The sequence below is a fragment of the Burkholderia sp. JPY481 genome (genome assembly GCF_038900515.1).
GTDB lineage: Bacteria > Pseudomonadota > Gammaproteobacteria > Burkholderiales > Burkholderiaceae > Paraburkholderia > Paraburkholderia youngii.
This window is the reverse complement of the sequence record NZ_JAYMRT010000002.1, coordinates 790,871-814,216: the sequence shown is the minus strand read 5'-3', so window position 1 is coordinate 814,216 and position 23,346 is coordinate 790,871. Positions and strand designations below refer to the sequence as shown.

Sequence of the window (23,346 nt, the reverse complement as noted above, 5' to 3'; positions counted from 1 at the left end):
GGCAGGACACTACCAGCGAAATCACCCGGGCAACAAGCGAAGGGCGTCCTTGTGGCCGCGCGGCACGTCGGTCGCGGTGCCGAGCGTGCTGATCTCTTTAGCCGACGGCAACGGAGCGGCGCCTCTCGCGACCGCCGCGCGCAGCGGCGCGCCGAGCTTCGGATGCGGGATCGCGACCGCACGTTCGAGCTCGCCCGCCTCGCCGACGATCGCCGCCCTTGCCGTAGCTTTGCGCTTCGCCGGGCGCGATGCCGATCGCTTCGACGCAGCGCTTGCCGAGCAGCGCGCCGGGTTCCTCGCGGGCTTCGATCAGCGCGTCGAGCTTCGCCCTCGTAGCGGCCCGCATACGCATTATCGATCACCGCAATCGCGACCGCACGGCACGCGGGCGGCTCGACGGTCTGCGTGCACGAACAGCTTGCGAAGCCTGATCGCCATCTCCGCTCTGCGAGGTTCGTTGCATTGCCGTTTACCGTGAGTTGGTGCGCACCGCTTCAGTTTCAGCGCAAGCCATCCTTGCCGACGACCGCCCCCTTCGCGAGGCCGCCCACCCGCGCATGCACGCGCTGCCCGTGCTCATCTCGAAGATGTAGACGATCTCCATATCGGGATGCAGATCAAACTGACGCATATCTTAAAAATTGTGTGCAACCAGTCGGTCTGGTTTAATCGTTGGTTCGTACAACCAATGAGAAAAAGACGATGGTTTGGATTTACAAGCATGAGAGCCACTTGTTGTATCACGACGACAAATACGTCACAGATACCGGATATTCCGGTAAGGGCGAGCACAAGGATAGACACAGTAGCCAGTACGTCCGCGACAAAGGACCGATCCCCGTTGGCCTGTATGAAATTACGGCACCGTTTCCACACCCCAAAACCGGACCGCATTCGATGCGGCTCAACCCCGTTGCGGGAACGAGCCTGGGCGGGCGCGATGGTTTCATGATCCACGGCGACAGCATGAAGGAACCCGGTAACGCGTCAAATGGATGTATCGTTCTTCGCCTGCCATTCCGGAAGCAAATCTGGGACAGTGGGGACAGAATGCTTAGGGTGGAACATCCATGAAACGCGCTCTCGCAGTCCTGCTGCTTTCCCTTCCCGCGTTATGCTTTGCGCAAGGTAGACCGAATCCGCCATGCGACAGGTGGCCGACGAACATCGCAGAAGGGAGACTAAAAAGCGCTGGCATGCTTGGCAGCATCGACTATACGAAAACCGAAGCCGTTCAACTCGCGTCCGAAAAAATAGGTAAATATGAGGATGGCGAACAGATGTGGCGCGAGGTCTATCACATCACCTTCCAAGAAAAAAACGGAAATAAGATCAAAGTGATTGCCGTAAACGAAGCAGCAGGCGAATTTGAATGCTCGATTGGTGGGGTTGACGTCTTTATTGTTTCAGGTCATTTGCCATCAGGCGACGCCGATAGAGTATTCAAGCAGATAGAGTGAGGCCCTTTGAATCCATGAAACACGCTTTTGCAGTCCTACTGCTATCTTTTCCCGCGCTATGCTTGGCGGAAACCGGCCCATACCCCCCATGCGGCGACCGATTTCCGGCCTATGTGGCCCAGATGGCGGTGAGAAAAACAGACATCCTCTCCTTGGATTTCGATGCTACGAAAACAAAAGCCGTGCGACTGGCGTCCGAGAAGATCGGTAAATACGAAGATGGCGAACAAAAGTGGCGCGGGGTCTATCAGATCACCTTTGAGGAGCGAAATGGAAATAAGATCAAGCTGGTTGCTGTGTATGAGATAGGCGAACTGGAGTGCACGATTAGCGACGAACAGTTTCTTATCGTTTCGAAACAGTTGCAGCGTGTCAGCGGGGACACTCGGTACAGGCAGATCGAGTGACTCGCGCCGGGTCAGACGCGGACCCGCTTCGCGTGGGTCTTTTTTACATTGAGCAAGGATTCGGCCTTGCGTCGTTATACTTATCTCTGCCCGTCAATTTTAAAGATGGAGGTAGGCGTGGCCGCTCTTTCCATTTGGCACTGGCTGGTGTTCGTTCTTGTTGTCGTTATCGCGGAGATAATCCCGCTATGGCTGATCCTGAAGAAGGCGGGATATGCGGGAGCCTGGTCGCTGCTTGCCTTCATTCCGGTGGTGAACGTCGTTCTGCTGTGGTTCATTGCACTGGCCCACTGGCCTGCATTGAACTCAAGACAGTCCTGACCTTTCGCGTCCGGTCTGAACGGTCGAACTGAAATGGCCGCCCGCTACCGCAAGCGTTCCTACCGTGAGCACGCCTGCCGTCAGCTTCGACCTGATCCGGCGCGCCGCGACGCTCGCGCATTGACGCGAGGTGATCAAGAAGACTGTATTGTGCCCGGTGTGCGTGCAGGTGCCGGCAAGCGTCGTAGCGACGATCGCCGCATAAAAAAACGCGCGACGGAAACATCCGTCGCGCGTTTGCTGATTGGCTCCGAAAACTACGAGCGCGCGGTCTTTACGACTTCGCCGCCGCGGCCGCCGCATCGTCCTCGCGGAACAGCTTGTCGGCCAGGTGGAACGCGGAGTTGGCCGCCGGCACACCGACATAAATCGCGGTCTGCAGCAGCACTTCCTTGATCTGTTCGCGCGTCACGCCGTTGTTCTTCGCGGCGCGCAGGTGCAGCGCGAGTTCTTCGCTGCGATTCAACGCAACCATCATCGCGATCGTCAGCAAGCTGCGCGTATGACGCGGCAGACCTTCACGCGTCCAGATCTCGCCCCACGCATAGCGCGTGATCAGGTTCTGGAACTCCTCGGTCAGCTCGGTGCGGTTCGCGAGCGAACGGTCGACGTGCGCGTTGCCCAGCACCGCGCGACGTACGCCCATTCCGGCTTCGTAACGGTCTTCATCGTTCATTTTGCCTCCGTCAGGAAGTCGAGCACGGTCTTCGTGAACTCGTCGACCTTCTCGATGTTGGAAATATGCGAAGCGTCGAGCTCGACGTAGCGTGCGCCCGGAATCGACTGTGCGAGTTCGCGGCCCTGCGCGGGCGTGGCGGCGAGGTCGTGCGTGCCGCTGATCACGAGCGTCGGCAGCTTGATGCCCGGCGTTTCGGGACGCAGGTCGGCCGCGTCGATCGCGTCGCAGTTCGATGCGTAGCCTTCCTTGTCGGTGTGCACAAACACGTCGCGGATCATCGCCAGCACGACCGGCTCGCGCTCGATGAAGTCTGCCGTGAACCAGCGCGGCAGCACCGCGTCGGCGAGTGCGAGCATGCCTTCCGAGCGTGCCTTCGCAGCGCGCGGCACCCAGACTTCCGGCGAGCCGATGCGCGCGGCCGTATTGCACAGCACGACGCGCTCGAAGCGGTCGCCGTGACGCGCGGCGAGCCCGATGCCGGTCAGGCCGCCCATCGAAATGCCGCAGAAATTCGCGCGCGCGATCTTCAGCGTATCCATCAGACCGAGCACGTCGCCGGTCAGTTGCTCGATCGTGTACGGCCCCTTCGGCGCTTCTGAATGGCCGTGACCGCGCGTATCGTAGCGCAGCACGCGGAAGTGCTTCGACAACGCCGCGACCTGCGGCGTCCACATGGACATATCGCAGCCGAGCGAATTCGACAGCACGAGCCACGGCGCGTGGCCGTGACGGTCGCCGTCGATGCGATAGTGAAGCTCGGTGCCGTTGACTGCGGCGTAGGGCATGCCGGTTACTCCTTGGAATGGGCGCGCTGCGCGCGCGTGGTGTGAAGCGCCAGCGCGGCGTCGACATATGCGTGCGCCTGGCCGACGTATTGAGCGGGATCGAGCAGCTGCTTCAAGCGCTCGATCGAAAGATGTTCGGTGACGGCCGCGTCGGCGGCAAGCACGTCGTACAGCGTCTTGCCGTCGCGGATCGCCGCCTTCGACGCGCGCTCCACCAGATGATGCGCGTCGAGCCGGCCGATCGCATCGCCGAGCGCGAGCATCACCGCTTCGCCGAGGATCAGGCCGTGTGTGACGTCGAGATTCTTCGCGAGTCGCGGCACGTTCACGTTCAGGCCGGACGCGATCTGTTCGATGTTCGCGAGCGCGCCGCCCGCGAGACGCGCGAGATCCGGCAGCGCGTCCCATTCGGCTTGCCAGCCGCCGAGCGCGCGTTCATGCTCCTGCACCATACCGGCGAACACGGTTGCGACCAGGCCGGGCGCTCGCGTCGCGGCCGCCAGCACTGCCGCGCAACCGACCGGGTTGCGCTTGTGCGGCATCGTCGACGATCCGCCCTTGCCGGCCGCGGCCGGCTCGGCGAGTTCGTCGATTTCGGTTTGCATCTGCAGCGAGACATCGCGCGCGATCTTGCCGAGCGTGCCGATCAGCATGCCGAACAGCGACGCCGTCTCGGCGATGCGATCGCGCTGCGTATGCCACGGCAGGGTCGGCACCGCGAGCCCGAGTTCCCTGGCAAGCGACTGCGTGACCTGCGGCGCCGCCTCGCGCAGACTCGCGAGCGTGCCTGCCGCGCCGCCGAATTGCAGGACCAGCACGCGCTCGCGCAGCGCATCGAGCCTATCGCGATGTCGCAGCAGCGCGTCTAGCCATTGCGCGAACTTCAGACCCAGCGTGATCGGCAGCGCCTGTTGCAGCCATGTGCGGCCGATCATCGGCGTCGCGCGATGGGTGGCCGCGAGTTTCGCGATCGCGTCGCAGGTGGCTTGCAGGCCGCTGTCGAGCAGGTCGAAGGTGTCGCGAAGTTGCAGCACCGTCGCGGTGTCGATGATGTCCTGGCTCGTCGCGCCCCAATGCACGTATTTGGCCGCTTCGGCGTCCGCGGCTTTGACGCGTGCGGTCAGTTGCTTGACGAGCGGAATCGCGAGGTTGCCGCCGAGCGCGGCGTCGCGTGCGAGCGCGTCGGCGTCGAGTTGGTCGGCCTGGCAGGCTGCTTCGATCGCGGGAACAGCTGATTCGGGAATGACTTTGTGCCCGGCAGAGGCACGCGCGAGCGCGGCTTCGACGTCGAGCATTCGCTGCAGCGTGGCACGCGGCGCCCAGATGTCGTTCATCGGCTGTGTGCCGCAAAGAAGGCCAGTCAGACGGGCGCTGGAGTCGAGCATGGTGACGACGATGTTGAGGAAATCGGAAGTGAAGAAGCGGCGCGGCGCGCGGCGGTTCGAAGCAGACACCGCGGTGAACCAGCGCTCATAGCGCGTTCGTGCCGTGCGTATGCCGCACTTTGTGCTGCGTATTGTGCGCCAAACGCGGGCAGGCTGTCGCTCAAGTTGCCAGGCCAGCGCTGACGAAGAATTTGCCTCGTCAACGCTGGCCCGTTCGTGCAATGCTGCCCTCAGATGAGGCGCCATCGATGCGGCCGCAAAACAGGCCGCCGCCGCGACGCCTCAGCCAGGCATCAGGCCGCGCGCGCGGCCTGCGTGCCGTCGGTCATCGGCACGCCGGTCAGCTTCAGCAGTTCGTCGAAGCCGATGTCCGTGAAAATCTCGCGCACGACGAGGCCTTCCTTCGTCACGTCGATCATCGCGAGGTCCGTATAGATACGGGTCACGCAGCCGATACCGGTGACCGGATACGAGCACTCGGCGGTGATCTTGCTTTCGCCTTGCTTGGTCAGGTGCTCCATCATCACGTAGACCTGCTTCGCGCCGATCGCGAGGTCCATCGCGCCGCCGACCGCCGGAATCGCGTCGGGCGCGCCGGTGTGCCAGTTCGCAAGGTCGCCCTTCGCCGACACCTGGAACGCGCCGAGCACACAGAAGTCCAGATGGCCGCCGCGCATCATCGCGAACGAATCCGCGTGATGGAAGTAGGCGCCGCCCGTGAGCAGCGTGACGTGCTGCTTGCCGGCGTTGATCAGTTCGTCGTCTTCTTCGCCCTTCGCCGGTGCCGGGCCCATGCCGAGCAGACCGTTTTCGCTGTGCAGGAAGATTTCCTTGTCGGCGGCGAGGTGGTTCGCCACCAGCGTCGGCACGCCGATGCCGAGGTTCACGTAAGCGCCTTCGGGGATGTCCTGGGCAACGCGCTTGGCCATTTCATCGCGGGTCAGTTTCTTCATGTCGGTCTCCGGGTCAGGCAGCAGCGTCGTGAGGATTGGGCGTGGGGAGATGCGCCGCTTGCGGCACTTCGATCACGCGTTGCACGAAAATGCCGGGCGTGACGATTTCTTCCGGATCGAGGCCGCCGAGCGGCACCACTTCCGACACCTGCACGATTGCGGTCTTCGCGGCGCTCGCCATGATCGGCCCGAAGTTACGCGCGGTCTTGCGATAGATCAGGTTGCCCCAGCGGTCGCCCTTGTACGCCTTGATCAGCGCGAAATCCGCATGCAGCGGCGCTTCGAGCACGTAGTGACGGCCGTCGATCAGGCGCGTTTCCTTGCCTTCGGCAAGCTTGGTGCCGTACGCGGTCGGCGTGAAGAAGCCGCCGATGCCCGCGCCCGCCGCGCGGATGCGCTCGGCGAGGTTGCCTTGCGGCACGAGTTCGAGTTCGATTTCGCCGGCGCGATAGAGTGCGTCGAACACATACGAGTCGGTCTGGCGCGGGAACGAGCAGATGATCTTGCGCACGCGCTTTGCCTTCAGCAGCGCCGCGAGGCCGATGTCGCCGTTACCTGCGTTGTTGTTGACGATGGTCAGCTCGCGCGCGCCCTGCTCGATCAGCGCGTCGATCAGTTCGGACGGCATGCCGGCCGTGCCGAAGCCGCCGATCATGACGGTCGCGCCGTCGTGGACATCGGCGACAGCCGATTGAAGTGTCTCGAAAATCTTGTTGATCATGTCGAAAATTCCTTTGGGGGCGCTACGTGCCGCTGGGCTGACAGCCCTCGCCGACAAGGGTCGCGGCAAAGCTCGCGCGGAAACAGTCTCCGGGCATGCTGGCGACGGCTCGCGAGGGAGAGAGCGGGCTGGCGCCTTCGATTGATTCGCCGCTGAATTTGTTCGTTACATGAACAGTGATTCGTTTAGCGAACGCCTCGGCGATTATGGTTGTCCTGTGGGCCGATTGTCAAGGCAGGGAAACCCCCTTCATCATAGGTCGCCGCTCGCGGCGGCGAAGGTCCGGGTTGCCCTCGTCCAGTGCTCGCCCTGCGCGCGAAAAAGCCGGCCGCGCGAAATCCCACTATGCTTATGGGCGATTTATCAACTAGGCTCTATAGCGATACGGCATAGGCACCGCGTTGCCTCGCCCGCCCCGCGAGCCATAACTAGCATGTCCGAGACACATCTGGATCTGAATCTGATCCCCTACCTGGTCGCGATGGAAGACACGCGCAACGTGAGCCGCGCCGCCGAGCAGCTCGGCGTGAGCCAGCCGCGCGTGAGCACCGCGCTTGGCCGTCTGCGCGAATACTTCGACGATCCGCTGTTCGTGCGCACCTCGAAAGGCATGGAGCCGACACCGCGCGCGCTCGCGATCCTGCCCGCCGCGCGCGACGCGCTGCTGCGCATCGAGAAAGGCATGCTCGACGTGCAGGACTTCGATCCGGCGACGAGCACGCACACGTTCTCGATCGCGCTGTCCGACGTCGGCGAGATCGTGTTTCTGCCGCGTCTTTTGCAGTTGTTCGCCGAGCGCGCGCCGTCCGCGAATCTGCGCTCGGTAACGCTGTCGCCGTCGCAGGTGGAACGCGGGCTCGAATCGGGCGATGTCGATCTCGCCGTCGGCTATTTTCCGGACCTGGCGGGCAACAACTTCTTTCAGCAGCGGCTCTTCACGCACCGCTTCATCTGCCTGATGCGCAGCGGACACCCGCTGTCGAAAGGGCCGCTCACGCTCGAGCAATACGTGGCGTCGGGGCATGCGGTCGTGCGCGCCGAGGGACGCAGCCAGGAAGTGCTCGAGCAGTACCTCGAAAAGAAGCGCATCAAGCGGCGCGCGGTGCTCGAAACGCCACACTTCATGAGCCTGCCTTTCATCCTCGCACGCACTGATCTGCTCGCGACCGTCCCGCACGCGATCGGCTTCGCGTACGTGTCGGAGCATGCGTCGATCATGCTCGTCGAGCCGCCGCTACCGTTGCCGCGCTTCGACCTGCGTCAGCACTGGCATCGCAAGTTTCATAACGATCCGCGCCTCAGCTGGCTGCGCGGCGTGGTCGCCGAACTGTTCAACGATGCAATGGACGAATGGCCGAAGTAGCCGCTCGAAGCAAGTCCGCGACCGCCCCGGCAGCGAGAGGGGCATCGGCACCATCGGTCGCAAAACATGGAACAATGACCTCAGTTACTGACCCCGCGCGCAGCGCAGCATCGACACGCGATCCAGGAGGACGACGCATGACCAGCAGCAAGGCAAAGAAAACCAAACCCGCAGCGGCCGTCGAACGCCCGAGCCGCGAAGAAGCTGAGGCAGCCGTGCGCGTGCTGCTGCGCTGGGCCGGCGACGATCCGCAACGCGAAGGCCTGATCGACACGCCGGCGCGCGTGACGCGCGCTTACGAGGAGTTCTTCGCGGGCTATCAGGTCGATCCGCGCGAAATCCTCGCGCGTACCTTCTCCGAAGTTGACGGCTACGACGAAATGATCGTGCTGAAGGACATCCGCTTCGAAAGCTACTGCGAGCACCATATGGTGCCGATCATCGGACGCGCACACGTCGCGTATCTGCCGAATCATCGCGTGGTCGGCATTTCGAAGCTCGCGCGTCTCGTCGATGCGTTCGCGAAGCGGCTGCAGATCCAGGAAAAGATGACGGTGCAGATCGCCGATACGCTGAACGACGTGCTGCAACCGGCCGGCGTCGGCGTGATTCTCGAAGCCGCGCATCAGTGCATGTCGACGCGTGGCGTGCATAAGGCGGGCGTCACGATGGTCACCTCGCGCATGCTCGGCACGTTTCGCACCGATCCGTCGACACGGCGGGAGTTTCTGGCGATCGTCGGAAATCCGGGCGTGGTGGCCATGCCGAATGCCTGATGCGGTGAACGCAGGGGCTGTTAGGGGTTCGCTGCCGATGCAGCCCCCGCCTCTGCGAATCCGGCGTGCGGCCTCGCGCGCATGGCCTTCGCGCTCGCCGGCAATGTCGTGGGGTGCGGGCGGGGTTGACAGTTAGTTGCGTCTTGACGATACAGGCCAATGCTCAACAGCGGCCGTCGACGCAAGCTTCTTCCCTCATTGATCACCGCGCCGCCCAATCCACACCCCTCCCCACCCGCACCGCCCACAAGCCATCGGCTATGCTGAATCCACGGTGCGCATGCCAGCTCACCGCAGCAACAGGAGCGGGTCAATTGGTCGAGTTTCCGTTGTCGGCGATTTCAACCTGGGGCAGCGCGATCGTATTCGTCAACGTCCTGCTGACGCGCCTCGGAGTACCGATTCCGGCCGTGCCGATGCTGCTGTTCGCGGGCTCGGCGATCGCCGCAGGCAACCTGTCGTTCTGGCCGACGCTCGGCGCGGCGGTGCTTGGCGCATTGATCGGCGACGGCACGTGGTTCGCGGCCGGCCGGCTGTATGGCCGCAAGGTGCTGGCATGGCTCGGCAGCCTGTCGCCAGTCGTCGATACGAGGCTCGAAATGGCGCGCTCGCTATTCGAACGCTATGGCATGCCGCTCGTGTCGATCTCGAAGTTCGTGCCTGGGCTTGGCCTGATCACGCCACCGTTGATGGGCACGACCGCTGTCGACATCCGCCTCTACGCGCTATGGGATCTGGCGAGCGTGATCACGTGGGCGACTTTCTGGTTGCTTGGCGGCGCGGCTGTGGAGCGCGAGGTGCATATGCTGCGCGCATTCGTCGAACGGCGCGGCGGCACACTCGCCGACATTCTTCTGGTGGTGGCGCTGGCTTATCTGCTCTACCGGCTGTATCTGCGATATGACGAACGACGCCGGTTCACGCGAGCCGCGTCGGCCCCGGCCACGCCGATGCTGGCCGCGCCGACGCACGCCTCGGCGGCGAGCGTCGCATCGAGACTGCCGTGGAGCTGGCGGCACTCCGGTCGCCTGAGTCGCACGGCGCCGTCCCGCGTGCTCGATGCGCGGCCCGGCGCACCGCTGCTCGATCTGCGAGGCCAGATTCCCGACGCCCTCGCGCTTGATCCGCATTCGCCCGAACTGATCGACGGTGCGCTGCGCGCGCACGACGTGGTCATCTACTGCATCTGTCCGGACAGCGCGACCGCGCTCGAAGTCTCGCAACATATGCGCCGCAATGGCTACACGCGGATTCGCGCACTGCGCGGCGGGCTCGATGCATGGCAGCGGCGCGGCTTCCCGGTGGGCTCGCTGGCTTACGCGGCCGGCACGGCGCCCGCTCAGCCACGTTCGGCGTGGGGTGAAACGGCAGCTGCAGTGACGTTGCGCGGTTTCGCGCCGCGCAGCGTGGAGCGTGCCTGATTCGCGCTGCGTCGCGACCCACGCAGGCCGGGAAAGCGCTCGCGCTCACGTGAACGGATACCTGGGCGTCAGAGCGCCGCGCCTGTACTCGACGCCCCCTGCGCCGCCGAATACTCGGCCCACTGTGCCGACCGGGTGCGATTGCGCCCTTCGGTCTTCGCCACGTACAGCTGTCCGTCAGCGGCGGCCAGCAGCTCGACTCCATTGGCGAAATCCGTGGCGCTCGGCAGCGCCGTGGCGCAGCCGACGCTTACCGTCACCGCCTGCGGCGCATCGTGTCCACGCACGATGACGCGGTTTTCCACCTTGCGGCGAATCTGCTCCGCGACCGTGAACGCGCCCTGCGCGGGGGTATCCGGCAGCACCACCGCGAACTCTTCGCCGCCGTAGCGCGCGACCAGGTCCACAGAGCGCCGCGCCACGGACGCGATGCAATCCGCCACCGCGACCAACACCTCGTCGCCGCTCTCATGGCCGTAGGTGTCGTTGAAACGCTTGAAGTGATCGATATCGATGAACAGCACCGACAGCGGCTTGTTGTCGCGCCGCGCGCGCTTCCATTCGTCGTCGAGCCGCTTGTCGAGCACGCGGCGATTGCTGAGCCCGGTCAGCGGATCGGTCGACGCGAGACGCATTAGCGCAGCCTGCGCGCGCTGCTTGTCGCGCAGCGCGAACGTGAGCAGCCACGACACGACCACGAATACCGCACCGAACGCGATGGTCAGCGCAGCGGCCACGTGGCTGCGATGCTGCCACGGCGCGAGCACGTCGTCGACGGCGGGCGCGATCGCCACGATCAGCGGCGTGCCGGGCACGTGCGCGTATGTGAAGATGCGACGCACACCGTCGACCGGCGAGACCGCTACGAAGCTGCCGGAGTCGTGCGCGGTCATCGGTAAGAAGGTCGGCGACTTTGCGACGCTCCCGCCGATATCGCGCCCTTCGATGGGCTTGCGCGCGAGCAGCGTGCCGTCCGTCATCACGATGAAAACCGAACCCTGCTCGCCGGTGTCGATCCGGTCGAGCAGGTGCTGGAAGTACTCGATGCGAATAGCGAGCAGCGCGATGCCGGCGAAGTTGCCCTGCGCATCGTCGATGCGCCGCGTCAGCGCGATCGACGGCTTGCCGCCGCGCAGCCGCGACATGAACGGATGCGAGAAATACAGGCCGGCCGCCGGATTGCGCTGCTGTACCTGAAAGTATTCGCGGTCGTCGAGATGGACGGTAGTGTTCGCGTCGTCGTACTGTGCGGCCGCCACTTCGCCGTCGGCGCCGACGACATATGCACCGCCGAGAAAGGCGGCGGTGGTCGCGCGATCGAACAGCCTCGCCTGGCGTGCCGGGACTGGCAGCGTCCAGGTATCCGGATCGCGCGCGGCATCCACCATCGATTGCAACGACAGACTATAGATTTCGACGTTACGGGCGAGATCCGCGGAAATGATCGACACGAGGTTTTGCGAGGTCTGGCGCGCATGAGCGAGCATTTCACGGCGACCTTCGCCGACCTCCACCGCGGTCAGGATCGACATCGCCAACGCGACGAGCGTGCCGGCGACGCCGGCCACCCACGGGCGGTTGCCCACATAGCGGGTCATCCCGGTTCGAACGGCATGCAACGTCAGGCGCAACCGATGACGCAGCGAAAGCCCATGCTGTGCCACGCTCCTCGCCTCCTTTCGCGGACGATTCTTTTGGACCGGCAGCGCGGTGCGCCGTGCATGTTGGGCCGCGGGTCCTCCGCGCCAGCGAGACGAGAGCGTTCGCTCAGCCCAGTAGCTCCGACGCCGCGCGCAAGCGGCGTTTGCGTTTCCTGTCGAGCCAGGCCAACGCGGTTTCGATGTGATCCGCGTCGGCAAGCGACGCCGCATTGTCGCGCAACAGCGCTTCGCTGGCGACGGTATCGTTGAGCAAGCCGAAGCGCTTCTGAAGCTTTTTCAGCCGCTTGAGCGTGCGCTTATGGCTGATTTTAAGCACCGGCCCGAAAAACTCGAACAGATAGCGCAGTTTCTTGCCCGCTTTTCTGACATCGTGGAAGGCGGCGTAATTCGAGCGTTTGGCATGGCGCGCGCGTTTGATGCGCTTTTTCAATGAGCGCTCCGACGCCCGAATGCGTCGAGCGGCAAATTTGCGCAACGCAATATCCGCATCGTGGGTGGCGTGCAGTTCCCCGGAAGTGGTGGCTAATGCATCGCGCAACAGATGTTTGACGTCGGCATTCAACAACGTCTCGCGGCTGGTCGCCAGCGTATCGCGGCGCGTCTGCTCGAGCTTAGGCATCAACGCTTGTGCGTCACCGCCTTTCTGCTTGAGCAACTCGATCAGGATGTCCCAGTCGCGCGTTTTACCGGCCGCGGTGGCGAGGAACTTGTACACCGCGCGCTGGCGAGAATTCTCGCCCTTGTCGAGCAGCGGTGCGAACGCCCACCACAACGAACGCAAACGCCGCAGTGACACACGCAGTTTGTGCAGCGCTTCGGGTGACGGGTCGTCGTGTATGCCTTTGGCGAGTCTGATCGCCTCATCGACGAGTGGCTCGGCGTAGGAAGTAAAGGCCCGCTGCGCCGATTCTTCCGGTACCGGCTCGTTGGCTGTTTCGCTGTCTTGCTTCATCGATGCTCCCGGAAACATGACCGTATTTCCAGCGTAGCAAAATTGATGCTCACGAGGGAATCACCGCGCATATCAGCGGGTTTTCCAGTTCCGCGTTGGCGCGTCGTGTCGGTAGCGCCTATGCTCGACCGATGGGGCGCTTATCGCGCGGTCCGGCGAATGCTCCGGTTTGACGATGCAGTGTGCAGCGCGGCAAATGCCGCCAAACAGACCCCTAGGAGGATGTATGCGAATACTCGTTGTCGGTGCGACCGGCCTGCTCGGCTCGCACATCGTGAAGCTGCTCGCCACCGAGCATGACGTGGTCGGCGCAAGCCGCAAGGGCTCCGATCTGCACGTCGACCTGTCCGACAAACGCAGCATCGAAGCGATGTATGCGCAAGCCGGCAGCTTCGACGCGATCATCTGCGCGGCCGGCTCGGCGAAGTTCGCGCCGCTCGCGGCGCTTGGCGACGAAGACTTTTCTTTTAGTCTTGCCAATAAACTGATGGGGCAGGTCAATGTTGTGCGCTGCGGCGTGGACCATGTGTCCCAAGGCGGCTCGTTCACGCTGACGAGCGGCGTGCTCGCGCAACAGCCGATGGAAGGCAGCGCCGCGGTCAGCATCGTCAATGCGGGTGTCGAAGCGTTCGCGCGCTCGGCCGCGCTCGAGTTGCGCGGCAAGGCCCGCGTCAATGTGGTGAGCCCGGGGTGGGTCGCCGAAACGCTCGAATCGATGGGCCGCGATCCGTCGCAAGGGGTGCCGGCGGAAATCGTCGCGCAAGCCTATAAACGCGCCCTCGGTGGTAGTGCAAGCGGCGAGGTCATCAGCGCATCGTAGGCGCTACCGCGGTGCGTTCACCGTCTGGTTTTATTCATCACTTGCTTAGTCGGATGCGCGGCGCGGCATGAGCCGCGCCGCGTCTATTTTTCCGCCCCCCATAGCCGTCACGCAGTTGTCATCAATGCGACACGCAGCGAAAGCAGCATCGAATACTCTGCGACCACAATTTTGGGGCTCACGTCATGCCGGAACTTTCGTATCCGCAACCAGGCGCCGCCAGCGGCAAGGGCCGTAGCGCAGGCCTGGTTATTTTCGCCGGCCTGCTCATCGCGGGCGTCGTGTACTGCGGCGTTCATCTGATAGACGATCTGCAGCCCGTGCGCGAAAGCTCGGTGCTGCCCTATCTGTTGCTCGGCGTCGCGCTGCTGATCGCGCTCGGCTTCGAGTTCGTCAACGGGTTTCACGATACGGCCAATGCGGTCGCCACCGTCATCTATACCCACTCGCTGACGCCGAATATCGCGGTCGTCTGGTCCGGCGCGTGGAATTTCCTCGGCGTGCTGTTGTCGAGCGGTGCGGTCGCCTTCGGCGTGCTGCAACTGCTGCCTGTCGAGCTGATCCTGCAGGTTGGCAGCAGCGCCGGGTTCTCGATGGTATTCGCGCTGCTGATCGCCGCGATCATCTGGAACCTCGGCACGTGGTCCCTGGGCCTGCCTTCTTCGAGCTCGCACACGCTGATCGGCTCGATCATCGGCGTGGGCCTGATGAATCAGATGATGCATGGTGCGAATGGCACCAGCGGCGTCGACTGGACTCAGGCGCTCGGCGTCGGCAAGTCGCTGCTGTTTTCGCCGATCGTGGGCTTTCTGCTCGCGGGCTTGCTGCTGCTGATCCTGAAGGCCGTCGTGCGCGTGCCCGCGCTGTATGCCGAGCCGAAGGGCAAAGAGCCGCCGCCGTTCTGGATTCGCTGTCTGCTGATTCTGACCTGCACGGGCGTGTCGTTCGCGCACGGCTCGAACGATGGCCAGAAAGGCATGGGGCTGATCATGCTGATCCTGATCGGTACGGTGCCCACTGCGTACGCACTGAATCGAGCGGTCACGCCGGAGCAAACGCAGAACTTCGTCGCGGTCGCGCATCAAACCGCGGCGACGCTAGCGCGCTACACGCAGGGCGCGGGGCCGTCCGCAGATCCGCGCGCCGACGTCGAGGCCTTCGTGCGCACCCGTCAGTTGACACCCGCCACACTGCCGGCGCTGCGGCAATTGACCGAGCAGATCGGCCGCCAGGTCGGCGAATTCGGCTCGATGGCGGCGGTGCCGCAAGGCATCGTCGATAACGTGCGCAACAACATGTATGTCACGTCCGAGGCGATCCGTCTGATGCAGAAGGCCAATCAGCCGCAGTTCTCGGCCGAGGACGCAAAGGTCATCGCCAACTTCAGAACGCAGATCGATCACGCGACCAAGTTCATTCCGCCGTGGGTCAAGGTGGCGGTCGCGATCGCGCTGGGTCTCGGCACGATGGTCGGCTGGAAGCGCATCGTCGTCACGGTGGGCGAGAAGATCGGCAAACAGCATCTGACGTATGGCCAGGGCGCGTCGGCTGAACTCGTCGCGATGGTCACGATCGGTGCCGCCGACGTCTACGGTCTGCCGGTGTCGACGACCCACGTGCTCTCTTCCGGCGTGGCCGGCACGATGGCGGCCAACGGCTCGGGCCTGCAATGGGCCACCGTGCGCAGCCTGATCCTTGCATGGGTGTTGACGCTGCCCGCGTCGATCGCGCTCGCGGGCGGGTTGTACTGGGTGTTCCGATCGGTGTTCTAAGTTCGCCGCTCCAGCGGAATGCAGCACGAAAAAAAGCGCGGTACGTTCTATACGTACCGCGCTTTTTTGTTGGCAAGCTCGTTCATGCGATCCGGCTTTAGTACACCTCGGGCACGATCATCGCCTCAGGCACCGGCTGGCGGCTATAGTCCTCGTGATAGACACGCGACGGCAATTCGATGTGCGGATGCTCGATGTCGTGATACGGCACCTGGCTCAGCAGATGGTGAATGCAGTTCAGGCGCGCGCGCTTCTTGTCGACGGCCTGCACGACCCACCACGGCGCCTCGGGAATATGCGAGCGCTGCAGCATCACTTCTTTCGCCAGCGTATACGCTTCCCAGCGGCGCCGGCTTTCCAGATCCATCGGGCTCAGCTTCCACTGCTTCAGCGGATCGTGAATGCGGTTCTGGAAGCGGATTTCCTGCTCTTCGTCGGTGATCGAAAACCAGTACTTGAGGATCTGCACGCCGCTGCGCACGAGCATCTTCTCGAACTCAGGCACCGAGCGGAAAAACTCTTCGTATTCCTCGTCGGTGCAGAAGTTCATCACCCGCTCGACGCCCGCGCGGTTGTACCAGCTGCGATCGAACAGCACCATTTCGCCGCCCGCCGGCAGATGCGATACATAGCGCTGGAAATACCATTGCGTGCGCTCGCGATTGTTCGGCGCGGGCAATGCGGCCACGCGGCAAACGCGCGGATTGAGTCGCTGCGTGATGCGCTTGATCGCGCCGCCCTTGCCGGCCGCGTCGCGCCCTTCGAAGATCACGACGAGCCGATGTCCGGTCGCGACGATCCAGTCCTGCAGCTTGACCAGTTCCCCCTGCAGCCGGAACAGTTCACGGAAGTACTGCTTGCGCGCCTCGCGATGCTCGGGCGTAAAGCCGGCCGGGCCGTCGATGATGCGGTCGTCGACCTCCATTTCGAGTTCTTCGTCATAGGCATCGATGAGGTCTTCCTCGAAACGGCGTTGCCGCTCCGCCATCAATTCGAAATCGGGTCTCGGGTCCGGCTCTTTCATTGCGGCTCTCCTCGCAACAGGAATGGGATGGCGCGCGGCGGCTAGCGCGACGCGGTCGCGTTCGATTATCGAAGCGCGAGGTGTCAGCCGTGTTACCGCGTGGGCGGCCGCTGCGAAGGCGTGGTAACACCCATGATAGCGAGTTTTGCCTGGGCCTCCTCGGCTAGTGCAGCGGCCGCGCGAAGCTCAATTCGTGGCCGTCCGGATCGGTGATATGAAAATAGCGCTCGCCCCACGGCGCATCCGCGGGCGCGGACGACGGCTGCAAGCCCGCCGCCAGCGCCTTGGCATAGATCGCATCGACGTCCGACACGTAGATGATCACGCGCCCCCACCAGTTGACCGGCGCACGCGCATCGGCGATCAGGTTCAGATACGAGCTGCCGAACGCGAACGACGTGAACGCCTCGCGCGGACCGCCATATTTGAGTGGGAAGCCGAGCGCTTCATAGAACGCGACGGCGCGCTGCATGTCGCTGGTGGCGAGCGTGATCGCGCTCAGAGACTCGATGCGTGGATCCGGCTGCGGAGGTTGCGGCGCTGAAGCGGTAGATGCGGACATGAAGTAGTTCTCCGTGGCGCGAGCGAGCGGCGAGCGACGGCCCGCCCCGGAAAGTGTCTCACACGCGATGGCCGCCAGTGCGGCCCGCGGCGACGGCCCCGGGCGCCCCGCCCCAGACGCCCTTGAAAACGCGCGCGACGCCCCGCATCTCGCAGCCCGTCTATCCGGAGCATCGTTATGGGAAGCCGTCCACGCTTCATCGATGACCTGTCGAGCGCCGCATCCGACGCCCCCGGGCCCCAATCCACCGACCTTTTGACCGACGGCGACGACGCGCTGCTCGACGCCTACTCCCGCACCGTGATCGGCGCACTGGAGCGCGTGCAGCAGGCGGTCGCGTTTATCGCCGTCGAACGCCGGCTGCCCGGCGACGCGTCCGCGCATGGGCGCGGCGCGCGCGGCGGCACCGGCTCGGGCTTTCTGTTCACGCCCGACGGCTACCTGCTGACCAATAGCCACGTCGTGCATGGCGCGACGCATATCCAGGTGACGCTGGCCGACGGCGCGAAGTTCGACGCCGATCTGGTCGGCGACGATCCCGGCAGCGATCTCGCGGTGCTGCGCATCGGTTCGCCGGAGCCGCTGCCGCACGTCGAACTCGGCGAATCGTCGAAGCTGCGCGTCGGGCAGATCGCCATTGCGGTCGGCAGCCCGCTGGGGCTGCAGCAGACCGTGACGGCCGGTGTCGTTTCGGCGCTGGGCCGGTCGCTGCGCTCGAACTCCGGCCGCATGATCTACGACGTGATCCAGACCGACGCGGCGTTGAATCCGGGCAACTCGGGCGGACCATTGATCAATTCGGCGGGTCAGGTGATCGGCGTGAATACCGCGATCATTCCTGGCGCGCAGGCCATCTGTTTCGCGACCGCGATCGATACCGCGAAGTGGGTCATCATGCAGATCTTCGCGCATGGCCGCGTGCGACGCGCGTATATCGGCGTGGCCGGCACGACGACGCCGCTGTCGCGGCGTGTGCAGCGCTACTTTGGGCTCGGCACGCAAAGCGGCGTGCACGTCATGGAGATCGTCAAAGGCAGTCCGGCCGCGCTCGGCGGCTTGCGCACCGACGACACGATCGTCGCGATCGACGCACAGCCGGTGCAGGATGTGGATGGTCTGCAACGCACGCTCGACGCTTCGCGTATCGACAAGCCGGTCAGCGTGACGGTGTTGCGCGGCGCGCAGCGGCTGGAGTTGACGGTGACGCCGGTGGAGCAGGCGGGCTAAGAAGACTGCGCCCGTATCTTGACTTACGCGCGCCCGCGGCTGCCGCGCGCGATCTCATCACCCGCGTCTCGCGGCAGCCGCCGCGTAATCGGAATCGACAGGCACGAGAACAGACCGACGACCAGAAACGCCGGCCAGAAATCGGAGAACACGATGTTCGGATGCCCTTGCAGACGATGGGAAATCAGCAGCACGATGCCCGAGATCGTCACGCCGAGGCCGAGCGACATCTGCTGGATCACGCTCGCAACACTCGTTGCGCGGCCGACCTCGCTGCTCGGAATATCCGCATAGGCCAGCGTATTGAGCGACGTGAATTGCAGCGAGGGAAAGAAGCCGCCTACCAGCACGATGCACCAGATCACCCAATGCGGCGTGCCGGGAAAGAACAACCCGTACACGGCGATCGCCAGACCCGCACACGCGGCGTTGACCATCAGCACGGTGCGAAAGCCGAAGCGTTCTAGAATGCGCGACGCCACCGTCTTCATGAAGATCGAACCGAACGCGGACGCGCATGTGATCGCGCCGGCTCTGAACGCGGTCATGCCGAGCCCTTCCTGCAACGCGAGCGGCAACAGGAACGGCACCGCGCCAAGACCGATACGAAACAGCGAACCGCCGATCACGCTCGCATGAAAACTCGGAATGCGCAGCAAACGCAGATCGAGCACCGGCAACGCGACGCGGCTCGCGTACAGCACATAAACCAGCAGCAGCACGATGCCGGTCACGCACATGCCCACCGATTCTCCTGTCGACACCAGTTCGCCGCCGACGAGCGAGAGCCCGAGCATGAACAGCGAAGCGCCACTTGCCGACAGCAAGAAGCCGAACCAGTCGAGCCGGCCTGGATGCGGCTCGCGCGTATTGGCGATGTACTTGTTGGTGAGCCAGATGCCGAGCAGCCCGATCGGCACATTGATCACGAAAATCAGACGCCAGTGCAGATAGGTCGTGATAAAGCCGCCAAGCGGCGGCCCAACCACCGGACCGAGCAACGCCGGCACCGACAGATAGTTCATCGCGCGAATGAACTCCGACTTCGGCAGCGAACGGAAGATGATGATGCGCCCCACCGGCACCATCAGCGCGCCGCCGATGCCCTGCACGAAGCGCGCAAGCACGAAGGTATCGAGCGAAGTGGACGCCGCGCACAGCAGCGAGCCCGCCATGAAGATGCCGATCGCGGTTCGGAACACGGTGCGCGAACCGAAGCGGTCGGCGACCCAGCCGCAGATCGGGATAAAAACGCCGAGGCCGATCACATACGCGGTAACCGCAAGCTTCAGCGTGATCGGATCATGACCGAGGTCGCGCGCCAGAACCGGCAGCGACGTCACGATGACCGTGCCGTCCACGTTTTCCATGAACATCGCGCACGCGACGATCAGCGGAACGATGAAAGCGCCTAAAGCGAGCAGCATGTCATGGCGACGGGCGGCCCGCCATCAATGGAAAGCGCCGATTATGGCATTGCGGCGGCAACAAATGTTGCCGCGCGAGGGGATTGCCGCGCGCCGTGAGGCGCGCTGGCGCGCGGCGGAAGCTTTAGCGCGATGCGCTGACGAGCGGCTGCAACTGCGGCAGGATTTCGTCGGCCGCGCGCGCGACGTCGTTCGGGAAGTCGATCTCGATCCACGGCGCGCCGGTCACGTCGGCCGTGTCGAATACCTGGCTGCGCTCGAGCAGCAGGTCGCGCACCGCCTCTTCGTGCGGCATGTTCGCGCGGCCGCTGTCGATATAGCCCGCGACGATCTGCGTAAAGCGTCGTGCGGTTTCCTCGCGGAAGCGGAAGAAGCCGACCGATTCGCCGATCGTGTCGAACTCCAGATTGACCGCGAGCTGCTTGCGCAATTCGACCGGCACGCCGTCCTTCAGGCACAGCTTGACCGGCTCGTCGCCCGCTTCGAAATCGCGGTCGATCAGCAGACGGTTGACCGACTCCCCCGCCACCAGCGCGTTCAGGATGCGCTCGTCGTACAGCACGTCGGCGTCCATCAGCAGCACGTCGCCGCCGCGCGTCAACGCGTCGGCAACGGTGTGCACGGTCAGCACGCTGCCCAGATCGAAACGCGGATTGAGCACCGTCTCGACCTTATGCGGCCAGTTGATGCGCGCGAGTTCCGCCTGCACGGATTCCGGCTGGAAACCAAGCGCCAGCACGACGTCGGTCACGCCGGCGGTTTCGAGCATCTGCAGATGCCGTTCGAGCAGGCTCATGCCGTCGAACTGCAACAGGCATTTCGGAAACTGGGCTTGCGGCGGCTGCTGGAGACGCAGGCCGAGGCCCGCTGCGAGAATGATGGCGCGCATGCGCGGTCCTTTGAAAAAAGTACGGAGGTCAATCGGCAACCGGCACACGCCGCGGGGCGCGCCGACGTTGCCAGCTTCGTTCGCTGAAGTGCAATACCAGCAGGCCCGGCAGGCCCAGCAGGATTTCACGCGCACGCTTGGCGAGCGACAACGCCAGCGCCGCGTCGGGCGGCAAACCCACCAGCGGCGCGAGCAGCAGATAGCCGCCCTCCTGCACGCCGAGCGAGCCCGGAATCATGAAGGCCGCGCCGCGAATCGCCTGGCCGATGCTTTCCAGCAGCAGCGCGTCGATCCAGCCGACCGGATGGCCGAGAAAACGCAGCGCGAGCCAAACCTCGACCGTGCCGACGACCCAGCCGACGAGGCTCAGCGCAAAGCTCGCCGCCACGCGGCCGCGCTCGCGGTACAGCGACTGCACGGCGGCATCGACGGCTTCCGCGCGCGTCATCAGAGACGACCAGTCGCGCTTGCCGAACACCTTCGACACCACTGCGAGCAGACGGCCGAACAGGCCGCGCCGCTGCGCGAAATAAAACCCGGCGATCAGCGCGCCGAGCACGCAGGTCGCGATCAGCGTCGCGGTGCGCAGGTCGTGCAGCGTGCCGTGCGCGGCGTAGGCGCCGAACATCGCGAGGCCGCCGAGCGCGAACACGATTTGCGCGAGCGCCTGCCAGGTCGTGCTAACTGTGATCGCGGCGGCCGCGTCGCGCAGCAGCATGCCGCGCTGCGACAGTTGCCGCACCATCACCACTGGACCGCCGATCTGTCCAGCGGGCAGCAGGCTATTCACCGATTCGCCGATCCAGCGCGCGGACAGCGCATCGCGCAGCGAGAGTCCGGCTCGCGCGCGGCTTGCCGGACCTTCATGCGCGCCGTCATGGGACGGGTGGGCGCGCTTGAACAGCACCGCGATCGCGGCCGCATCGATCAAGAGCGGCACCACGTGGAACGCGGCGACGACCGCGAGCCCCCAGCCGGCTGCGAGCAAGGTCGACGCCACCGAGCCGAAGCCCTGCCACGCGAGCAGGCCGACGAACAGCGCCGAGCCGATCGACAGCAGAAGCAGCGCGGCGCGACTCATGCGGCGTCCTTGCCGCGCGAGGCCATCTGACGGAACACCTGACGGAAACCGAAATACGCGATTGCGTCCTTCATGTTCGAAACGAAGCGGCGCCACGGCCGCATATTGGGATCGGTGACGTATTCGAACGTCAGCGACACGCGAATCTCGTTCGGGCCGGCCGGCGTAATGCGATGCCGCAGCTTGTCGCCATCGAAAAACACGAGGCCGCCCGGTGGAATCTGCACCGAGCCGGGCTGGTCCGGCACCTGCGGATTGCGGGTATGCAGTTCGTAGTCGAGCCGGCACGACGATTCGTCGATCACGCCGAGCAGCAGCGTGTAGCGGCGCCCGTCGTAATACGAAGTATCGTAGTGCCAGCCGATATGGTCGCCGGGGCGCGTGTAGTAGTAGAGCGCGTACGCGTGCGGATCGTCCGCGGGGGACACCTGCAACTGGTCGCCGCTCAGCTGCTCGAGCCAGCCGATCAACTCCTTCGAGCGATACAGCTCGGCGATGAACGGCGCGAGACGGTCGATCGTATGGCGGCTGACACTGCCGCCCTGTTTGTGGCCCGGCAGATAGTTGCGGTTCACCTCGTCGAGCAGCGAGCGCGCGCTGTGAACCAGTTGCGCGGTGACTTCCGGCGCGAGGAAATCTTCCAGATACAGAAACGCGTCCTGCGCGGCGAAGTCTTTGCGCAGACGCGCGTTGTCGAACGTGCGGGTACGGCTCGCGACCGCGCGGTCGGCATCGGGCGCGGGCGTGAGCGCCGCGACGGGCGTGCCTGTCGACACGGGCGCGATCACGTCGTCTTCGGCGTGCAGATTCATTTGCCGGCCCACTGTTGACTGGTTTCGGAAGCGCTGGGGGCCTTGGCCGTCGGGCGAGCGCTGCGGCGCGCGACGCGCCAGTAGTCGATCACCACCCAGGCGGCGAACAGCGGCGCGCCGATCGACGCGACCACCACGAACGGCGCGACGACATTCGTCAGCGTGACGATGGGCAACAGGTAGAGCACGTCCTCGGTTTCGAAGCCCCCCACCGACGCCTGCTTCGTGCCGGCCTTGCCGACCATTTCCTCGATCCGCATGCGCAAAAAGAAGATCAGGGCAACCGCGACACCCGCAACCGCGCCGAGCGCGCCGGGAGCGAACTTCAAAGCATCGATCTGCGCACCGCCGACACCGATACCCATGCCGACGAACAGCATCACGGTCACGAGCGCATCGCAGGCGAGGTCGTAAAAATGACCGATACGGCTCGACTTGCCGCCGACGCGCGCGAGTTCGCCGTCCGTGTGATCGACGAAATTGGACAGAACGATCAGAAGTGCGCCCGCATTGGCCCACGCGAATCCCCCGTGCGCAAGGCACAGCGCGCCTGCGACGCCGATCAGCAGGCGCAGCGTGGTCAAATGATTCGGGGTGACCCAGGTATCGATTAGCGGTGTCACGAGCCGGCGGGCGAGCCGGGCGTCCCACGTACGTGGAGGCGGGACGTTTATTGGAGGTCGGGGTTGCGAAGTCATAAGGCGGAAATATATACGGGATTCTGAAAGCTTGCTGTTCTGTCGTATGTTTCCCCGCAATTTCGCAGATACCGTTCGTGTGTCCGCCACAAAGCGGAATTCGCCGAATCGCTGTAAAGTGCGAATCCAGTTGTGCCAGTCACGTGGAAT

General features: G+C 64.3%; 24 protein-coding genes and 1 pseudogene. 10 read left to right on the top strand and 15 right to left on the bottom strand.

What is annotated here, in order from left to right:
- Positions 1 to 42: 42 nt before the first annotated feature.
- Positions 43 to 438 (bottom strand): annotated as a pseudogene (locus VSR82_RS09245) (amino acid synthesis family protein); the annotation flags it as partial.
- Between the two features lie 264 nt (positions 439 to 702).
- Here VSR82_RS09245 and VSR82_RS09240 point away from each other — a divergent pair.
- The 4 genes from VSR82_RS09240 to VSR82_RS09225 all read left to right on the top strand — a co-directional run bounded on the left by VSR82_RS09240 (position 703) and on the right by VSR82_RS09225 (position 2,188).
- A complete protein-coding gene (locus VSR82_RS09240; protein WP_018433992.1) occupies positions 703 to 1,074 on the top strand; it encodes a tlde1 domain-containing protein in 372 nt (123 codons plus the stop codon).
- Complete coding sequence (locus tag VSR82_RS09235; protein ID WP_498857641.1) at positions 1,071 to 1,460, top strand: hypothetical protein; 390 nt, start codon at positions 1,071 to 1,073, stop codon at positions 1,458 to 1,460. Before VSR82_RS09240 ends, VSR82_RS09235 begins: the two co-directional genes overlap by 4 nt.
- 14 nt (positions 1,461 to 1,474) lie before the next feature.
- Positions 1,475 to 1,867, top strand: coding sequence for a hypothetical protein (locus tag VSR82_RS09230; protein WP_410850609.1), 393 nt, complete (start codon positions 1,475 to 1,477; stop codon positions 1,865 to 1,867).
- 117 nt (positions 1,868 to 1,984) lie between these two features.
- Entirely contained in the window at positions 1,985 to 2,188 is a 204-nt protein-coding gene (locus VSR82_RS09225; RefSeq protein WP_368585144.1) for a Sec-independent protein translocase family protein, read from the top strand.
- A 274-nt stretch (positions 2,189 to 2,462) separates the two neighbouring features.
- Here VSR82_RS09225 and pcaC read toward each other — a convergent pair whose 3' ends face one another.
- The 5 genes from pcaC to VSR82_RS09200 form a co-directional block, all read right to left on the bottom strand.
- Entirely contained in the window at positions 2,463 to 2,864 is a 402-nt protein-coding gene (pcaC, locus tag VSR82_RS09220) for a 4-carboxymuconolactone decarboxylase (protein ID WP_013092338.1), read from the bottom strand.
- Positions 2,861 to 3,652, bottom strand: a complete 792-nt coding sequence (gene pcaD, locus VSR82_RS09215; RefSeq protein ID WP_013092339.1) for a 3-oxoadipate enol-lactonase — start codon at positions 3,650 to 3,652, stop codon at positions 2,861 to 2,863. The genes pcaC and pcaD overlap by 4 nt, the downstream gene beginning before the upstream one ends.
- Positions 3,653 to 3,657: 5 nt before the next feature.
- The gene (locus VSR82_RS09210; RefSeq protein ID WP_429457722.1) at positions 3,658 to 5,037 is read right to left on the bottom strand and encodes a 3-carboxy-cis,cis-muconate cycloisomerase; all 1,380 of its coding nucleotides are present in this window, start codon (positions 5,035 to 5,037) and stop codon (positions 3,658 to 3,660) included.
- Positions 5,038 to 5,330: 293 nt separating this feature from the next.
- The gene (locus VSR82_RS09205) at positions 5,331 to 5,990 is read right to left on the bottom strand and encodes a 3-oxoacid CoA-transferase subunit B (RefSeq protein ID WP_062131414.1); all 660 of its coding nucleotides are present in this window, start codon (positions 5,988 to 5,990) and stop codon (positions 5,331 to 5,333) included.
- A gap of 13 nt (positions 5,991 to 6,003) precedes the next feature.
- Positions 6,004 to 6,711, bottom strand: a complete 708-nt coding sequence (locus tag VSR82_RS09200; protein ID WP_368585143.1) for a 3-oxoacid CoA-transferase subunit A — start codon at positions 6,709 to 6,711, stop codon at positions 6,004 to 6,006.
- A gap of 433 nt (positions 6,712 to 7,144) precedes the next feature.
- Here VSR82_RS09200 and VSR82_RS09195 point away from each other — a divergent pair, with 433 nt between their 5' ends.
- The 3 genes from VSR82_RS09195 (at position 7,145) to VSR82_RS09185 (ending at position 10,271) form a co-directional block, all read left to right on the top strand.
- Positions 7,145 to 8,074, top strand: a complete 930-nt coding sequence (locus VSR82_RS09195; RefSeq protein ID WP_013092343.1) for a LysR family transcriptional regulator — start codon at positions 7,145 to 7,147, stop codon at positions 8,072 to 8,074.
- A 137-nt stretch (positions 8,075 to 8,211) separates the two neighbouring features.
- Positions 8,212 to 8,850 carry a GTP cyclohydrolase I FolE gene (folE, locus tag VSR82_RS09190; protein WP_176125881.1) on the top strand — a complete coding sequence of 213 codons (639 nt, stop codon included), beginning with the start codon at positions 8,212 to 8,214 and terminating at the stop codon, positions 8,848 to 8,850.
- A gap of 314 nt (positions 8,851 to 9,164) precedes the next feature.
- On the top strand, positions 9,165 to 10,271 hold the full coding sequence (locus VSR82_RS09185) for a VTT domain-containing protein (protein WP_368585141.1): 1,107 nt from the start codon (positions 9,165 to 9,167) through the stop codon (positions 10,269 to 10,271).
- Positions 10,272 to 10,339: 68 nt separating this feature from the next.
- On the opposite strand, the gene VSR82_RS09180 is transcribed toward VSR82_RS09185, so the two are convergent.
- Together VSR82_RS09180 and VSR82_RS09175 are read right to left on the bottom strand one after the other, a co-directional pair.
- Positions 10,340 to 11,935 (bottom strand): sensor domain-containing diguanylate cyclase, encoded by a 1,596-nt coding sequence (locus VSR82_RS09180; RefSeq protein ID WP_429455933.1) that lies wholly within the window; start codon positions 11,933 to 11,935, stop codon positions 10,340 to 10,342.
- Between the two features lie 103 nt (positions 11,936 to 12,038).
- Positions 12,039 to 12,884: a CHAD domain-containing protein gene (locus VSR82_RS09175; protein ID WP_429455934.1), complete on the bottom strand. Its 846-nt coding sequence runs from the start codon at positions 12,882 to 12,884 to the stop codon at positions 12,039 to 12,041.
- Positions 12,885 to 13,110: 226 nt separating this feature from the next.
- Here VSR82_RS09175 and VSR82_RS09170 point away from each other — a divergent pair, with 226 nt between their 5' ends.
- A complete protein-coding gene (locus VSR82_RS09170) occupies positions 13,111 to 13,704 on the top strand; it encodes a short chain dehydrogenase (protein ID WP_368585137.1) in 594 nt (197 codons plus the stop codon).
- Between the two features lie 185 nt (positions 13,705 to 13,889).
- Positions 13,890 to 15,476 carry an inorganic phosphate transporter gene (locus tag VSR82_RS09165; protein WP_429455936.1) on the top strand — a complete coding sequence of 529 codons (1,587 nt, stop codon included), beginning with the start codon at positions 13,890 to 13,892 and terminating at the stop codon, positions 15,474 to 15,476.
- Positions 15,477 to 15,573: 97 nt separating this feature from the next.
- Here VSR82_RS09165 and ppk2 read toward each other — a convergent pair whose 3' ends face one another.
- Together ppk2 and VSR82_RS09155 are read right to left on the bottom strand one after the other, a co-directional pair.
- Positions 15,574 to 16,500, bottom strand: coding sequence for a polyphosphate kinase 2 (gene ppk2, locus VSR82_RS09160; RefSeq protein ID WP_368585135.1), 927 nt, complete (start codon positions 16,498 to 16,500; stop codon positions 15,574 to 15,576).
- Between the two features lie 163 nt (positions 16,501 to 16,663).
- Positions 16,664 to 17,062: a VOC family protein gene (locus VSR82_RS09155; RefSeq protein WP_410850613.1), complete on the bottom strand. Its 399-nt coding sequence runs from the start codon at positions 17,060 to 17,062 to the stop codon at positions 16,664 to 16,666.
- Positions 17,063 to 17,239: 177 nt separating this feature from the next.
- Here VSR82_RS09155 and VSR82_RS09150 point away from each other — a divergent pair, with 177 nt between their 5' ends.
- Positions 17,240 to 18,289 (top strand): S1C family serine protease, encoded by a 1,050-nt coding sequence (locus VSR82_RS09150; RefSeq protein WP_429455938.1) that lies wholly within the window; start codon positions 17,240 to 17,242, stop codon positions 18,287 to 18,289.
- Between the two features lie 23 nt (positions 18,290 to 18,312).
- On the opposite strand, the gene VSR82_RS09145 is transcribed toward VSR82_RS09150, so the two are convergent.
- The 5 genes from VSR82_RS09145 to VSR82_RS09125 form a co-directional block, all read right to left on the bottom strand.
- The gene (locus VSR82_RS09145) at positions 18,313 to 19,716 is read right to left on the bottom strand and encodes an MFS transporter (RefSeq protein WP_368585132.1); all 1,404 of its coding nucleotides are present in this window, start codon (positions 19,714 to 19,716) and stop codon (positions 18,313 to 18,315) included.
- Positions 19,717 to 19,840: 124 nt separating this feature from the next.
- Complete coding sequence (locus VSR82_RS09140; RefSeq protein WP_013092354.1) at positions 19,841 to 20,605, bottom strand: phosphocholine cytidylyltransferase family protein; 765 nt, start codon at positions 20,603 to 20,605, stop codon at positions 19,841 to 19,843.
- A gap of 28 nt (positions 20,606 to 20,633) precedes the next feature.
- Positions 20,634 to 21,686, bottom strand: coding sequence for a lysylphosphatidylglycerol synthase domain-containing protein (locus VSR82_RS09135; RefSeq protein WP_368585131.1), 1,053 nt, complete (start codon positions 21,684 to 21,686; stop codon positions 20,634 to 20,636).
- Complete coding sequence (locus VSR82_RS09130) at positions 21,683 to 22,498, bottom strand: HalD/BesD family halogenase (protein WP_429455939.1); 816 nt, start codon at positions 22,496 to 22,498, stop codon at positions 21,683 to 21,685. The genes VSR82_RS09135 and VSR82_RS09130 overlap by 4 nt, the downstream gene beginning before the upstream one ends.
- Complete coding sequence (locus VSR82_RS09125; protein WP_429455940.1) at positions 22,495 to 23,196, bottom strand: CDP-alcohol phosphatidyltransferase family protein; 702 nt, start codon at positions 23,194 to 23,196, stop codon at positions 22,495 to 22,497. Before VSR82_RS09125 ends, VSR82_RS09130 begins: the two co-directional genes overlap by 4 nt.
- Positions 23,197 to 23,346 lie beyond the last annotated feature (150 nt).